The 14,356-nt window shown below is 69.8% G+C and carries 16 protein-coding genes; 8 read left to right on the top strand and 8 right to left on the bottom strand.

Translation table 11 applies throughout. The annotated features are described in order from the left end of the window. Positions 1–8 precede the first annotated feature (8 nt). Genes ACFWP5_RS24625 through ACFWP5_RS24615 form a run of 3 tightly spaced genes read left to right on the top strand, consistent with a single transcriptional unit; the run spans position 9 to position 1,766 of the window. On the top strand, positions 9–728 hold the full coding sequence (locus tag ACFWP5_RS24625) for a hypothetical protein (protein WP_384160394.1): 720 nt from the start codon (positions 9–11) through the stop codon (positions 726–728). Positions 729–751: 23 nt separating this feature from the next. Beyond that, the gene (locus tag ACFWP5_RS24620) at positions 752–1,051 is read left to right on the top strand and encodes an RNase A-like domain-containing protein (protein ID WP_384160391.1); all 300 of its coding nucleotides are present in this window, start codon (positions 752–754) and stop codon (positions 1,049–1,051) included. A 25-nt stretch (positions 1,052–1,076) separates the two neighbouring features. Then, complete coding sequence (locus tag ACFWP5_RS24615) at positions 1,077–1,766, top strand: contact-dependent growth inhibition system immunity protein (protein WP_384160388.1); 690 nt, start codon at positions 1,077–1,079, stop codon at positions 1,764–1,766. Positions 1,767–1,804: 38 nt separating this feature from the next. Here ACFWP5_RS24615 and ACFWP5_RS24610 read toward each other — a convergent pair whose 3' ends face one another. From ACFWP5_RS24610 to pdhA, 3 genes are read right to left on the bottom strand one after another with little or no spacing between them, the layout of a single operon-like run. Next, positions 1,805–3,199: a dihydrolipoamide acetyltransferase family protein gene (locus tag ACFWP5_RS24610; protein WP_384160385.1), complete on the bottom strand. Its 1,395-nt coding sequence runs from the start codon at positions 3,197–3,199 to the stop codon at positions 1,805–1,807. Between the two features lie 10 nt (positions 3,200–3,209). Continuing rightward, complete coding sequence (locus ACFWP5_RS24605; protein ID WP_384160382.1) at positions 3,210–4,202, bottom strand: alpha-ketoacid dehydrogenase subunit beta; 993 nt, start codon at positions 4,200–4,202, stop codon at positions 3,210–3,212. A gap of 1 nt (position 4,203) precedes the next feature. Continuing rightward, positions 4,204–5,361: a pyruvate dehydrogenase (acetyl-transferring) E1 component subunit alpha gene (gene pdhA, locus ACFWP5_RS24600; protein WP_384160378.1), complete on the bottom strand. Its 1,158-nt coding sequence runs from the start codon at positions 5,359–5,361 to the stop codon at positions 4,204–4,206. Positions 5,362–5,682: 321 nt separating this feature from the next. Here pdhA and ACFWP5_RS24595 point away from each other — a divergent pair, with 321 nt between their 5' ends. The 3 genes from ACFWP5_RS24595 to ACFWP5_RS24585 all read left to right on the top strand — a co-directional run bounded on the left by ACFWP5_RS24595 (position 5,683) and on the right by ACFWP5_RS24585 (position 7,991). After that, positions 5,683–6,345 (top strand): response regulator, encoded by a 663-nt coding sequence (locus ACFWP5_RS24595; protein WP_384160375.1) that lies wholly within the window; start codon positions 5,683–5,685, stop codon positions 6,343–6,345. A 90-nt stretch (positions 6,346–6,435) separates the two neighbouring features. Next, on the top strand, positions 6,436–6,873 hold the full coding sequence (locus ACFWP5_RS24590; protein WP_384160372.1) for a pyridoxamine 5'-phosphate oxidase family protein: 438 nt from the start codon (positions 6,436–6,438) through the stop codon (positions 6,871–6,873). A 113-nt stretch (positions 6,874–6,986) separates the two neighbouring features. Next, complete coding sequence (locus tag ACFWP5_RS24585; RefSeq protein ID WP_384160370.1) at positions 6,987–7,991, top strand: phosphotransferase; 1,005 nt, start codon at positions 6,987–6,989, stop codon at positions 7,989–7,991. Positions 7,992–8,080: 89 nt separating this feature from the next. Here the strand turns inward: ACFWP5_RS24585 and ACFWP5_RS24580 are convergent, their stop codons facing one another. Beyond that, the gene (locus ACFWP5_RS24580) at positions 8,081–9,649 is read right to left on the bottom strand and encodes a protein kinase (RefSeq protein ID WP_384160366.1); all 1,569 of its coding nucleotides are present in this window, start codon (positions 9,647–9,649) and stop codon (positions 8,081–8,083) included. 322 nt (positions 9,650–9,971) lie between these two features. Between ACFWP5_RS24580 and ACFWP5_RS24575 the strand changes: the two genes are divergently transcribed. Continuing rightward, positions 9,972–11,600 (top strand): protein kinase, encoded by a 1,629-nt coding sequence (locus tag ACFWP5_RS24575; protein WP_384160363.1) that lies wholly within the window; start codon positions 9,972–9,974, stop codon positions 11,598–11,600. A 55-nt stretch (positions 11,601–11,655) separates the two neighbouring features. On the opposite strand, the gene ACFWP5_RS24570 is transcribed toward ACFWP5_RS24575, so the two are convergent. The 3 genes from ACFWP5_RS24570 to ACFWP5_RS24560 form a co-directional block, all read right to left on the bottom strand. Continuing rightward, on the bottom strand, positions 11,656–11,868 hold the full coding sequence (locus tag ACFWP5_RS24570) for a hypothetical protein (protein ID WP_384160360.1): 213 nt from the start codon (positions 11,866–11,868) through the stop codon (positions 11,656–11,658). Between the two features lie 25 nt (positions 11,869–11,893). Continuing rightward, positions 11,894–12,430 carry a bacterial proteasome activator family protein gene (locus ACFWP5_RS24565; RefSeq protein WP_384160358.1) on the bottom strand — a complete coding sequence of 179 codons (537 nt, stop codon included), beginning with the start codon at positions 12,428–12,430 and terminating at the stop codon, positions 11,894–11,896. Between the two features lie 226 nt (positions 12,431–12,656). Further along, positions 12,657–13,103, bottom strand: a complete 447-nt coding sequence (locus ACFWP5_RS24560; protein ID WP_384160355.1) for a hypothetical protein — start codon at positions 13,101–13,103, stop codon at positions 12,657–12,659. 60 nt (positions 13,104–13,163) lie between these two features. Here ACFWP5_RS24560 and ACFWP5_RS24555 point away from each other — a divergent pair, with 60 nt between their 5' ends. After that, positions 13,164–13,325 (top strand): hypothetical protein, encoded by a 162-nt coding sequence (locus tag ACFWP5_RS24555; RefSeq protein WP_384160352.1) that lies wholly within the window; start codon positions 13,164–13,166, stop codon positions 13,323–13,325. Positions 13,326–13,337: 12 nt separating this feature from the next. Here ACFWP5_RS24555 and ACFWP5_RS24550 read toward each other — a convergent pair whose 3' ends face one another. Further along, entirely contained in the window at positions 13,338–14,318 is a 981-nt protein-coding gene (locus ACFWP5_RS24550; RefSeq protein ID WP_384160350.1) for an NAD(P)H-quinone oxidoreductase, read from the bottom strand. Positions 14,319–14,356: the final 38 nt, after the last annotated feature.

The following is a 14,356-nucleotide window of genomic DNA, read 5'->3' as shown; positions in this document are numbered from 1 at the left end:
ACAGCAGCATGCTTGAGGAAGAGACGATCAACTACTTCCGCTTCTCGGGAGCGCGGACGCTGCTGTCGGCGTTCCGTCATCGCGCCCCCGATCCGATCGAGGAACACGCGGCCGCGCTGGAGCCCTCGCTGCGGTCCCTGTGGCTTGCGGGCGAGAGAGGCGGAAGAAACCTCTACGAGGTCGCCGCCGAGGTTCGTCTGATGGCCGATGCCCTGGAGCCGGGCTTCGCAGGCACCGGGGTGGTGCCCGATGACCTGAGAGAGATGACGACGGGCTGGGAGACGGACGAACCATGGACGGTACTGCGGGGCATCGCCACGCACACCGAGTCCTGGAAGTCGGGCTTCGTGACCAAACTTTCCCGAGCTGTCCCCACAAGCCCGGAACTCGCCTCTCGTTTCCCTCAGTTGAGCGAGTTCCTGTCGAACTACTACGGCCAGGACGGAATCGCCACCGAGGACGACATGACCGAGTCCGAGGGACTCCAACTTTTCATGGATGAATGCCACCGCCACCCCATCTGTCTGTGGTACCTCCCCCCTCTCGTGGCAGAGTGCACGGAAGCACTGGCCATCTTCCACAGCGAGGAATCACTGCACCGGTTCTTCGAGGTCGAACACGGCCTGGGATCAGGCATCCTTGACTGGTCGGACTGGCTACCTCTCATCGTCGAGACCTTCACCACCCATATGCGCGAAGAGCACCCGCCGCACTGGGTTTCCGCGTAATTCGCACCGGCAGGAGTCATGGCATGCGTACCCGCACCGCCACCTACCCCGACCACGAAACCGCCCAATGGGCCACCCAACAGGTCGTCACCGCCAACGAGCAGGTCATCCACCGCTGGCTCGCCCAATCCACCCGCCCCCGTCTGACCATCGAGGCGTCCTGGCCCTCCCGCCCCGAACCTCTCGGCCGGGTCCTGCTCCAGGCGATGATGCTGGCCGGGCGAGACCCCGTCGACGTCCGCGCGGCCCGGGTGATCCTGAAGCGGGACGCATCCCGGCCGCACGGTTTCGCAGTCCACGCCACGTTTCCGATGTACCTGTGATGACGATCCGTAGAGGCTGATCCCCGTGCCCCTGAGCCCCCTCGAACACGACCGCCGCTACGGCGAGTTGGACCAGGTGATCCGCGCCTACGCCGGTCAGCCGGCCGACGACACACCGGACAAGCCGAGCGAGGCACTGGTCGCCTACCTGCGCCACACCTGGCAGAGCCGACCGTGGGCCCTCGCCATCGCGGAGCGGCAACTGCGGGAGTACGCCGACAATCCGCCGGGCCGACTCCGCCTGCGCCTCGGCGAGTTCTACGCCATGCCGGACGTGGGGCTCCCCGAGGGCGAGATCCAGCAATGGATGTACTGCCTCGCCGACCACATCAAGCACAGCGTCGAGGAGGGTGAGGTCCCGCCCCCGGCCACCCCCGCCACCCACTGGGAGTGGCACGCCCGCTTCCCCGAACTCGGTCAGTTCCTCGGCGGATGGTTCTCCCAGGACATGCCGGACGAGTTCGCCAACCACGACGCGGCGATCGACGACTACCGGACCTCGACCGACCCACAACTCGTCGCCCGCCTCACCGGCGAACTGCACGAACTGCTCGCCCTGGACATCGAAGAGTCCGACTACGCCCTCGCCGTAGCCGAGTTGGGGATGGAGGTCGACCCACCGGCGCCGTACTCACCCAGCGGCTGGCTCGCGCTGGTCGCCGACCGGCTCAGTACGCCACGCGCCGACTACGGGGCCCCGGCGCAACAGGGCTGAGCCGCGCACCCCTCACGGAGATGCGCGGCCCCCGACCCCTACCCCCAGGTGATCAGCCGCTTCGGCTGCTCCAGGATCGCCGCCACATCCGCCAGCACCTTCGAGCCCAACTCCCCGTCCACCAACCGGTGATCGAAGGACAACGCGAGCGTCGTCACCTGACGCGGCTTCACCTTGCCCTTGTGGACCCACGGTTGGAGTTTGATCGTGCCCATCGCGAGGATCGCGGACTCGCCGGGGTTGAGGATCGGTGTGCCGGTGTCGATGCCGAAGACGCCGACGTTGGTGATGGTGACCGTGCCGCCCTGCATCGCCGCCGGGGACGTCTTGCCTTCCCTCGCCGTCGACACCAACTCACCCAGCGATTCAGCCAGTTGCGGGAGCGTCTTCGCGTGGGCGTCCTTGATGTTCGGCACGATCAGGCCGCGCGGGGTCGCCGCCGCGATGCCGAGGTTGACGTAGTGCTTGAGGACGATCTCCTGGGCGGCCTCGTCCCAGGACGCGTTGATGTCCGGGTTCCGCTTGACGGCTACCAGCAGGGCCTTGGCGATCAGGAGCAACGGGTTCACCCGTAGGCCCTGCATCCCGTACTTGTCGGACCGCTTCAGTTCCTCGACCAGCTTCATCGTCCGCGTCACGTCCACCGTCACGAACTCCGTGACATGCGGTGCCGTGAACGCCGAACCGACCATCGCCGCCGCCGTCGCCTTGCGGACACCCTTGACCGGGATACGGGTCTCCCGGGTCGTGTCGTACGTCGCGGAAGGCGCCGAAGGCGCGACCGGCTTGGGGGCCTGCACCGGTGCCGGTGCCACCGCCGCGTGCACGTCCTCGCGTGTGATGACACCGTCCGGGCCCGACGGGGTCACCGTCGCCAGGTCCACGCCCAGGTCCTTCGCCAGCTTGCGCACCGGCGGCTTCGCCAGCGGGCGGGACCGCACGGCGGCGGTCCCGGTCGCCTGGCCGTTCAGCTCCGCCTGTACGGCCGCCACCGCCACCATCGCCGCCGACGACGCCTCCTGCGCCGGGATCTCCGCGCCCTTGCGGGGGCGGCGCTTCGTCGCGGACGTGGAGACGCCGTAGCCCACCAGCACCGGCGTACGGGCCGGGGGCTTCGCCTCCTCCGCCGGTGTCTCGGTGGCAGCCTCCACCGGAGCCTCAGCGGGGGCGCCCCCCGCCACGTCCACCGCGATGATGGACGTCCCCACGTCCACCGTCGTCCCCTCCGGGAACCGGAGTTCGCGGACCACCCCGTCGTACGGAATGGGCAGTTCCACCGCCGCCTTCGCCGTCTCCACCTCGCAGACGACCTGGCCGTCGGTGACGGTGTCGCCGGGCTGGACGTACCACTTGAGGATCTCCGCCTCGGTGAGACCCTCGCCCACGTCCGGCATCTTGAACTCGCGTACGGACGCTTCAGTCATCGTCGTCACGACCCTCTCCTCAGTACGCCAGAGCGCGGTCGACGGCGTCGAGCACCCGGTCCAGGCTCGGCAGGTACTCCTCCTCCAGGCGGGCCGGCGGGTAGGGGGCGTGATAGCCGCCCACCCGCAACACCGGGGCCTCCAGGTGGTAGAAGCAGCGCTCCGTGATGCGGGCCGCGATCTCGCCGCCGGAGCCGAAGAACACCGGTGCCTCGTGGACCACGACCAGGCGGCGGGTCTTCTCGACCGAGGTCTGGATCGCGTCGAAGTCCAGCGGGGACACCGAGCGCAGGTCCAGGATCTCCAGTGACCTGCCCTCCTCGGCGGCCGCGTCGGCGACCTCCTGGCAGAGCTTCACCATCGGGCCGTAGGCGGCGAGGGTGAGGTCCGTGCCCTCGCGGACCACGCGGGCCTTGTGGAGGGGGTCGGGGATCGCCTCGGTGTTGACGTCACCCTTGTCCCAGTAGCGCCGCTTGGGCTCGAAGAAGATCACCGGGTCGTCGCTCTGGATGGCCTGCTGCATCATCCAATAGGCGTCCGACGAGTTCGACGGGCTGACGATCTTCAGGCCCGGGACGTGCGCGAACAGCGCCTCGGGGGACTCCGAGTGGTGTTCCACCGCGCCGATGCCACCGCCGTACGGGATGCGGACGACGACCGGGAGCTTGACCTTGCCCAGGGAGCGGGCGTGCATCTTGGCGAGCTGGGTGACGATCTGGTCGTAGGCCGGGAAGACGAAGCCGTCGAACTGGATCTCGACGACCGGGCGGTAGCCGCGGAGGGCGAGGCCGATGGCCGTGCCCACGATGCCCGATTCGGCGAGTGGGGTGTCCACCACCCTGCTCTCGCCGAAGTCCTTCTGGAGGCCGTCGGTGACGCGGAAGACGCCGCCGAGTTTGCCGACGTCCTCGCCCATGATGAGGACCTTGGGGTCGGACTCCAGGGCGGCGCGCAGCGATTCGTTGATCGCCTTGGCCAGCGGCAGGTTCTTGAAAGTCGCGGTCTCCGCCATGTCACTTACCCCCTTCTTCGTCCGCGAACGACGCCTGGTAGGCGGCGAACTGGGCTCTCTCCTCGTCGACGAGCGCGTGCCCGTCCGCGTACACGTGCTCGAAGATGGCGAACCGGTCCGGGTCCGGCATGGCACGGACCGCTTCGCGCACTCGCCTGCCCAACGCCTCGCTCTCCGTCTCCAGTTCCGCGAAAAATCCCTCATCCGCGTGGTTTGAGGCTTCGAGGTACCTGCGCAGGCGCAGGATCGGGTCCTTCGCCTCCCAGGACTCGCGCTCCTCGTCGGCCCGGTACTTGGTCGGGTCGTCGGAGGTGGTGTGCGCGCCCATGCGGTACGTGTACGCCTCGACCAGCGTGGGTCCCTCGCCGTTGCGGGCCCGCTCCAGCGCCCACTTGGTGACCGCGAGGCAAGCCAGGACGTCGTTGCCGTCGACGCGGACGCCCGGGAAGCCGTAGCCCTGTGCGCGCTGGTAGAGCGGGACACGGGTCTGCTTCTCGGTGGGCTCGGAGATGGCCCACTGGTTGTTCTGGCAGAAGAACACGACCGGGGCGTTGTAGACCGCGGAGAAGGTGAACGACTCGGCGACGTCGCCCTGGCTGGAGGCGCCGTCCCCGAAGTACGCGATCACGGCGCTGTCCGCGCCGTCCATGGTCACGCCCATCGCGTAGCCCGTGGCGTGCAGCGTCTGCGAGCCGATGACGATCGTGTACAGGTGGAAGTTGTTGGTGTTGGGGTCCCAGCCGCCGTGGTTGACGCCCCGGAACATGCCGAGCAGGTTGGTCGGATCGACCCCGCGGCACCAGGCGACGCCGTGCTCGCGGTACGTCGGGAAGACGTAGTCGTCCTCGCGGGTGGCCCGCCCGGAGCCGATCTGGGCGGCCTCCTGGCCGAGCAGCGACGCCCACAGGCCCAGCTCGCCCTGGCGCTGCAGGGCGGTGGCCTCGGCGTCGAAGCGGCGGGTGAGCACCATGTCGCGGTACAGGCCGCGGAGCTCATCGGGGGTGATGCCGGCGACGTACTTGTCGTACGGGGCGGTCTTCGCGTTCTTGACTCGCTTGCCCTCGGGCGTCAGCAGCTGGACGAGGTCCGGGTCGGCGCCCTTGGCCTTGCTTCCGGCGCTGCGTCGCGGCTTGCGCGGGGCAGTGCTCTCCACGGTCACGTGTGCTCCTCCGTCGGTCCGGCTCCCCGGGTTCGCCGGGTGCCAGTGCGGCTCACCTGCGCCCCACGGACGCACAGGGTGGGTGCGGTTCGTCGGGAACAGGCGTGACAGGTGCCCCGGCGAGCGCCCTGCAAAAGGCACGTTACCCAGTGCTCCACAATTCTGTGAAACCCCTCCTGACCTGCGTTTTTGCTTGGATTTCCAAGTAAATCGCGAAAGTCGGGAACAAGTCCTGGTCACAGCCTTGCAGGGGGCCGGAACAACGGCACGTTATCTCGCCCACCTCGGGCACGGGAAGAGCCCGTATGTGAGACTTACCGCGTGCGTGGAGACGGAAAAATCAGCGTATTTCTCCTCGATGACCACGAAGTGGTCCGCCGGGGTGTCCACGAGATGCTCTCGGTCGAGGACGACATCGAGGTGGTCGGCGAGGCCGGTACGGCGGCCGACGCGCTGGTGCGGATCCCGGCCACGCGCCCGGATGTGGCGATTCTCGACGTACGGCTCCCGGACGGCAGCGGTGTCGAGGTGTGCCGCGAGATCCGCGCCCGGGACGAGTCCGTGAAGTGCCTGATGCTGACCTCGTTCGCGGACGACGAGGCTCTCTTCGACGCGATCATGGCGGGCGCCTCCGGGTACGTCCTGAAGGCCATCCGGGGCAACGAACTGCTGACCGCCGTACGGGACGTGGCGGCCGGAAAGTCGCTGCTCGACCCGGTGGCGACCGCCCGGGTCCTGGAGCGGCTGCGCAACGGCGGCGCCAAGCAGGACGACAAGTTCGACCGGCTCACCGACCAGGAGCGCAGAATCCTCGACCTGATCGGCGAGGGGCTCACCAACCGGGCGATCGGCGAACGGCTGCACCTCGCGGAGAAGACCATCAAGAACTACGTGTCCAGTCTGCTGTCCAAACTCGGCATGGAGCGGCGCTCGCAGGCGGCGGCCTACGTGGCGCGCAGACAGGTCGAGCAGCAGCGCCATTGAGACCCCTGGGGATCGATTCGGCACCATTGGGACCCCATTAGGGACCAAAGACCCCTCCCCTGGGCACGCGGTCCGGCCGACAGTGTTCCTATGTCCATCGACGCACAGCCCGGCGCCGAACAGCTCGCCGTCGACCTGCTCGCCCGCACCGATCACGGCAGGGTCGCCACCACCCTGCGGGCACTGCCCTTCCTGGCCTTCGCCAGCCACATCGTGCAGGACGGCCGGCTGCTGCTGCGCATGCCCCGGAGCCACGGCTACCACCACGCGTGCGTGGGCAGCGTCGTCGCCTACGGGGCCGACAACCTGGGCTCGGCCGGACCGGACGAGGGCCTGTGGTCCGTGCAGGTCGTGGGCGCGTGCGAGACCCATGAGCCGACGGCCGACCAGGTCGAACGTTTCGGCCCCGCTCCGGCCACGGTGGACGGCGCGTCGTACGAGCCGGTCTATCTGCGCATCGAGCCGCAGTTGGGCACCGTGCACTCGACGGACGACGGCCTGGAACGGCACTTCGGGCACCCCCTGTGACCGAAAGTGACCATCGACGACCGAGCGGTGACTTTCTGTGACAAACCGCAGCTCAAGGGCCCGTCCCGTGCCCTAGCATCGGCCGCGTGCCGCCCTTACGTGTACCACCCCCCGTGCTCCACGCGCCCCCGCTGGGCGCCCTCCTCCGCCAGTACGCCGCCGGGTCCGCCGTCACCTGTGATCCCGTCGAGCAGGGCCTGCTGAACCGCGGCTACCGGCTCCGCACGACCCGCGGCCGCTACTTCCTCAAACACCACTTCGACCCCGAGACCGCGGACCCGGCGGCGATCGCCCGCCAGCACACCGCGACCCGCCGCCTGGCCGACCTCGGCGTCCCCGTGGCACCCCCGCTGCCCGCCCGCGACGGCCGTACGGTCGCCGTCGTCGGCGGTCACGCCTACGCCCTGCACCCCTGGATCGACGGCAGGCACCGCCACGGCGGCCAGTTGACCACCGTCCAGTGCGGACGCCTCGGCGCGCTGCTGGGGGTCGTCCACGCGAGTCTGGAGCGGGTCATGCCGGGGCGCCGGGAGGAGTGTGCGCCGGGTGCCGACCCCGCCGACACCTTCGCCCTCATCGACGACCTCCTCGGGCACGTCCGCCGGCACCAACCCGCCGACGCCTTCGACGAACTGGCCCGCCACCGGCTCCTGGAGCGGCGGGAGCTGCTGGAACGGCACGCGGACCGGCGTCCGCCGCGCGGGGCCTCCGTGGGGTGGGTGCACGGGGACTTCCACCCGTTCAACCTGCTCTACAAGGGCGACGCCCCCGCCGCGATCGTCGACTGGGACCGCCTCGGCGTACAGCCCCGCGCGGAGGAGGCCGTACGCGCCGCCGCGATCTTCTTCGTACGGCCCGACGGTGCCCTCGACCTGCCGAAGGTGCGGGCCTACGCGCACGCGTACCGGCGTTCGGCGCGCGCCTCGCCCTCCGAACTCGCCGCCGCCGTGCACCGGGTGTGGTGGGAGCGGCTCAACGACTTCTGGATGCTGCGCTGGCACTACGAACGCGGCGACACCCGCGCGGACCCCCAGTTCCCGGCGGCCTCGGCACTCGCCGTGTGGTGGACGCGGGAGTACGACGCGGTGTGCGAGGCGTTCGCGGAGAGCGCCCCATAGGGGCTGTGAAAAACAGCACGCGCGCGTGGACCCCTGTTACGGGGTGCACGCACGCGTGAACTTCTTTGGTGCCGGTGATCCGAGCCGGGTCAGCCGCCGCCCAGGGCGCCCGCGACAGTGCCCGCGTCGGTACCGCCGTCGGCACCGGTGCCACCCGTGTCCGTCGGGTTCGCCGAGGTCGTCGCGGACGGGGTGTTCGACGGCTCCTTGGTGGCCGACGGGGTCGGCGTGTTCGACGGCTCCTCGGTGGCCGTCTCGGTCGGGGTGTACGAGGGCGTGGGCGTCGGCGTGTACTGCGAACCGGAACTCGTGCCGCTGTCGTCCGTGTTCGTGTCGGTCGGCGAGGCCGTCGTATCGTCGCTCGGCGTCTCGGTGGCCGTGTCGTCGGTCGCGGACTGCGAGGTGGTCGGCGACTGGGTGGTGCCCGAACCGCCGCTGCCGTTGCCGGTGTTGTTCAGCGCCAGCGCGACGCCCGCCGCTATGGCGATCACCGCGAGCACGGCGAGAATCCACAGCTTGCCGCGGCCGTTGCCGTGGTTGCCGTGCCCCTCGAAACCGCCGTCGTCGCCGTTGCCGTAGCCGCCGGGCAGGATCGGCTGCGGGATCTGCGTGGTGCCGGAGGCGTCCTGGGGCATCGCGGTCGTACCGGCGAAGCCCCCGGGCGGGGTCCCCTGCCCGTTGGCCACGGTCACGGGCCCGGTGTTCCAGGTGCCGGTGTGGCCGCCCTGGTCGTAGAGCATCTGCAGGCCGTACTGGACGAGCCCGCGCATCTCCTCGGCCGTCTGGAAACGGTCGTCCGGGTCCTTGGCCAGGGAGCGCATGACGAGGCCGTCGAGCTCCGGCGGGCAGACGCCGTTCGACGTCTGGGACGGCGGGACCGGGATGTCCTGGACGTGCTGGTAGACCACGGACAGGGGCGTCTCGCCGGTGAACGGGGGCCGCAGCGCGAGGAGTTCGTAGAGGAGGCAGCCCGTCGCGTACAGGTCGGAGCGGTGGTCGACGGCCTTGCCGAGCGCCTGCTCCGGCGAGAGGTACTGGGGCGTGCCCATGACCATGCCGGTCTGCGTCATCGTCGTGGACGCCCCGTGCAGGGCGCGCGCGATGCCGAAGTCCATGACCTTGACGGCGCCGTTGTGCGTGATGATCACGTTCGCGGGCTTGATGTCGCGGTGCACGATGCCGTGCTGGTGCGAGTAGGCGAGCGCCTCCAGCACCCCGGAGACGATGATCAGGGCCTGCTCGGGCCCAGGCGCCTCGGCGTTGAGGAGGAGGTCGCGGATCGTGCGGCCCTCGACGATCTCCATCACGATGTACGGCACCGACATGCCGCCCACGTAGTCCTCGCCGGAGTCGTACACGGCGACGATCGCGTGGTGGTTGAGCCCGGCCACCGACTGGGCCTCGCGCGTGAAGCGGGCCTTGGACGTCGGGTCCTCGGCCAGGTCCGAGCGGAGCAGCTTGACCGCGACCGTGCGCCCGAGCCGTACGTCCTCGGCCGCGAAGACCTCGGCCATACCGCCCCGGCCCAGTCTGTGGGTCAGCCGGTACCGGCCGTCGCCGACCAGTCCGCCGTTGCCCCACAGCTCCGGTGCGTCCGACATTCCGCCGCCGCCAGCCGCCTCGGGGTCGGACGGGCCCTGAGCGTGCTGCTGTGCCATCAGTCCTCGCCGTCGTTTCTGCCCGCGGTGCGCGCGGTGTTGTTACGGTCTCCGTCGGCCACGCTACAGGCTCGGCGCAAGCCTCCGGTCCGGGATCGGTGCCGGAATCGTCCGGAGACGGACCGGCCATCAAATCGGTATCACGCGCCGTCGTGCAAATTCTGTGTACCGCCGGTACAGCACCTGTAACGCTTCCACGACTCTTCTTTCGCGTACGGTCACGGAACGGGCACCGCGCTTGACGTGTCAGTGCCCTCCGGCAGACTTGGCCGGGAATCGCACATTCGATCACTGAGCCGGCGCCGATGGGGGACACGGAAACATGAGCCAGGACGGCGCACAGGGCCGGTATGCGGGGCGCGCGCTCGCAGGTGGCCGCTATCAACTGCGCGACCTGCTCGGCGAGGGCGGCATGGCCTCCGTGCACCTGGCGTACGACTCGGTGCTCGACCGCCAGGTCGCGATCAAGACACTGCACACCGAACTCGGCCGGGAACAGGCCTTCCGCGAGCGCTTCCGCCGCGAGGCCCAGGCCGTGGCCAAACTCACCCACACCAACATCGTCTCGGTCTTCGACACCGGCGAGGACGCCCTCGACGGCACGACGATGCCGTACATCGTCATGGAGTACGTCGAGGGCCGCCCGCTCGGCTCCGTACTCGACGAGGACGTACGGCAATTCGGCGCGATGCCCGCCGACAAGGCGCTGAAGATCACCGCGGACGTGCTGGCCGCGCTGGACATCAGCCACGAGATGGGCCTGGTCCACCGGGACATCAAGCCGGGCAACGTGATGATGACCAAGCGCGGTGTCGTCAAGGTCATGGACTTCGGCATCGCCCGCGCCATGCAGTCCGGCGTCACCTCGATGACGCAGACCGGCATGGTCGTCGGCACCCCGCAGTACCTCTCGCCGGAGCAGGCGCTCGGCCGGGGCGTGGACGCGCGCAGCGACCTGTACTCGGTCGGCATCATGCTGTTCCAACTGGTCACCGGGCGGATCCCGTTCGACGCGGACTCGCCGCTGGCCATCGCGTACGCGCATGTGCAGGAGGAGCCGGTCGCGCCCTCCTCGATCAACCGTTCCCTGCCGCCGGCCGTGGACGCGCTCGTCGCCCGCGCGCTGAAGAAGAACCCGAACGAGCGCTTTCCCAGCGCCGAGGCCATGCGCGACGAGTGTCTGCGCGTCGTGTCCTCGCTGCACGCGGCGACCCCGAGCATCGTGCCGGGCGCACCCTCGCAGAGCGGCGCGGGCGTCGCCTCCGCGGTGTTCCCGCCGGTCGACCAGGCGGCCCCGGCACCCACCGGCCCCGTACAGACGCCGTACCAGCCGGGTCCCTACGGCGGCACGCCCGCTCCGGCCTACGGCTATCCGCAGCAGGCGGGCTACCAGCCGCAGCCCTCGGTCGGGTTCGGGCAGCAGGGCATCGCGACCCCGCCGCCGTACAACCTGAACCCGCAGCACCCGACGCCGGCCTCCGGGGGACGCGGCGGCAAGAACAACAAGCCGGTGATCATCGGCGCGATCGTGGTCGCTCTCGTCGCGGTCGGCTCGCTGATCACGGCCCTGGCGATGTCCAACGGCGGCGCCGCCGACCTGAAGGGCAGCAACGGCAGCAGCTCCAGCGCGAGCGCATCGGCGACCGCGGTCGAGGGTCACCGCGGGCCGGACACGTCGAAGACGATCGAGACGACCGCGTGCACGGAGCCGCAGGAGTCGTACAACGACCCCACCAAGATCCAGGTCCCGGACTTCCAGTTCAAGTACATCGGGTCGGTCAAGGCCTGCCTGCAGGCCGCGGGCTGGAAGGTGAAAGTCACGTCCGTCGACGAGAACACGTACGGCGAGGGCTCCATCAGGGATCAGTTCCCCTCCGCCGGCACGGACGTCGATCCGAAGAAGATGCCGGAGATCGAGCTCAGCGTCTCGACGGGCAACCCGCCCCAGTAACGAGTACAGGGTGGAGCCGCGAGCGGCCCCACCCCACTGACATCCCGCTGAGCCGTCAGTTGTACGGGTTGTACTTCAGAGTGCTGGAGCAGATGGTCTCCAGCGTATTTCCCTCGAAGGCCCCGGCCTGGACCCGCACGGCAGCGATGCCGTTCGTCGACGACGCCGACGTGTCGTAGGTCGCCGACTCACCGGAGCTGCTGCCGTTGAAGTGGTGCCAGCTCCACGCGATGTTGTCTCCGTCGTCCTCGCCGCATCCCGGCCCCACTCGTCGGGGTCCCCCATGGACATCCCTAGAGGTACGGCCCCCCTACCCGGCCGCCCGGCAGCCCTTCCTCGGTGCCGTCGCCGGCACCCGGCGGCAGGGCCCGGCGCATCTGCTCCAACTGGGCCCGCGCGGCCATCTGCTGGGCGAACAGCGTGGTCTGGATCCCGTGGAAGAGTCCCTCCAGCCAGCCCACCAACTGGGCCTGCGCGATACGCAGTTCCGCGTCGCTCGGGATCGCCTCGTCCGTGAACGGCAGCGAGAGCCGCTCCAGCTCCTCGACCAGCTCCGGCGCCAGCCCGTCCTCCAGCTCCTTCACCGAGCTGGCGTGGATCTCCTTGAGCCGCACCCTGCTCGCCTCGTCGAGGGGAGCCGCACGCACCTCCTCGAGAAGCTGTTTGATCATGCTGCCGATCCGCATGACCTTGGCCGGCTGCTCCACCATCTCCGTCACCGGGATCTCGCGGGAGTCCTCGTCCCCGGTGCCACCGAGCGCCATCCCGTCCTGTCCCACGACCAGGATCTGAGGCTTCTCCGGTGACCTTTCGTTCCTCGGCATCTCCATGCCGCCATTCTCTCGCACTCGTACACCTCACCACCGTGGTGCCCCCCTAGAAGGGTGATCCAGCGTTTCCGCTTGGCCGAACCCGGAGTGCCGGAGCGTCCGGCCGATGTGACGCTGGTTGCGTCGATCTTGCCGCCTCGGCTCGGGAGGGGGTCACGCACGTGACTCCATGGCTGCGTACAACGGGACTGCTGCTTGTGCTGGGCACGGGTGCGGTGGTGGGCCCTTACGGGGGTGTCCTGGCGTACGGCGTGGGGATGGGGCGGAGGTGGGGGGTGCGACGGCTGTGGTTGCCGTCAGCGGTGATGGCGCTACGGCTGCGGCCCGCGCTACGACTGCTTCCGCGCCCGGCGGTGACTCCGGCCCCGGCTCCCGTCCCGGTTCCCCCGGCCCCGGCTCCGATACCGGCCGCCTCCCCGCACAACCTCATCCGCGTCCACCGGCCCACGCACCCGGCCCAGGTGATGCCCTGGCCCCCGCTCCCGCCTCCCCCGACCCCTCCAGAGCCGGAAGCCAGGCGGGCGAAGGACGGGAACGGCCGGGCCGCACCGCGGAACCGACCGCCGACGAGGACGAGGACGAAAGCGGAGGAGGAGGAGGAGGGGATGGCGGCGGAGGAGACGGCGACGACACGGCCGGCCTGAAAGCGGACGGTGACGACGACGGAAGCCAATCGGCCAGTCCCGCCAGTCCCGCTCCCGCAGACTCCGCGTCCGACCAGGAGGCGGCACCCGTGCCGTCCTCGCCGCCGCTCCAGCCCCTGCACCAGACCGTCAGCCGCGCCGAGGGCTCCGCCGAGCCCGTGCTGCGGATCCTGCCGCTGGGCAGCGGCCTGATCCTCATCGGGCTCGGCCTGGGCCTCGCCTTCATCGCCCTCCGGGTGCGCCGGAGCTAGAACCCGCCGGGCCTACGGCGCGACGAGCAGCACCTTCCCGATGTGCCCGCTGTCCTCGACCACCTGGTGCGCGCTCGCCGCCTCGCTCATCGGCAGCTCCCGGTCGACGACCGGCCGCACGTGACCACCCTCGATCAGCGGCCACACGTGCTCGCGTACGGCCGCGACAATGGCCGCCTTCTCGCCGAGCGGACGGGCCCGCAGCGAGGTCGCACTGATCGCGGCCCGCTTGCCGAGGAGGGTGGCGATGTTCAGCTCGGCCTTGATGCCGCCCTGCATCCCGATGATCGCGAGCCGACCGTTGACGGCGAGGGCCTGGACGTTGCGGTCCAGGTACTTGGCGCCCATGTTGTCGAGGATGACGTCGGCGCCCGCACCATCCGTGGCCTGCTGGATCTCGGCGACGAAGTCCTGCTCGCGGTAGTTGATCAGAATGTCGGCGCCGAGTTCGGCGCAGTAGTCGAGCTTCTCCTTGGTACCCGCCGTGACGGCGATCTTCGCGCCGACGGCCTTGGCGAGCTGGATCGCCATGGTGCCGATGCCGCTGGAACCGCCGTGCACGAGGAGCGTCTCGGCGGGGCGGAGGTGGGCGACCATGAAGACGTTCGACCAGACCGTGCAGACCACCTCGGGCAGCGCGGCGGCCTGCTTCAGGTCGAGGCCGGCGGGCACGGGCAGCAGCTGCCCGGCCGGAACGGCCACCTTCTCGGCGTAACCGCCGCCCGCGAGCAGCGCGCACACCTCGTCGCCGACCGACCATCCGGACACCCCGGGGCCGATCTCGGTGATCCGGCCGGAGCATTCGAGGCCGGGGTAGGAGGACGCGCCGGGCGGCGGGTCGTAGAAGCCCTGGCGCTGCATGATGTCGGCCCGGTTGACGGCACTGGCCACCACCTCGACCAGGACCTCGCCCTCGCCGGCCACCGGATCCGGGACCTCGCCCCACACCAGCGCCTCGGGTCCACCAGGTTCGGGAATCGTGATCGCATACATGAGGCCGACGCTACTCCTCGTCATGCGGCCGACCGCCG

It is taken from the genome of Streptomyces sp. NPDC058469, assembly GCF_042721125.1.
GTDB lineage: Bacteria > Actinomycetota > Actinomycetes > Streptomycetales > Streptomycetaceae > Streptomyces.
Note: the sequence above shows the minus strand (reverse complement) of the source record. Positions and strands in the feature narration are given on the sequence as shown.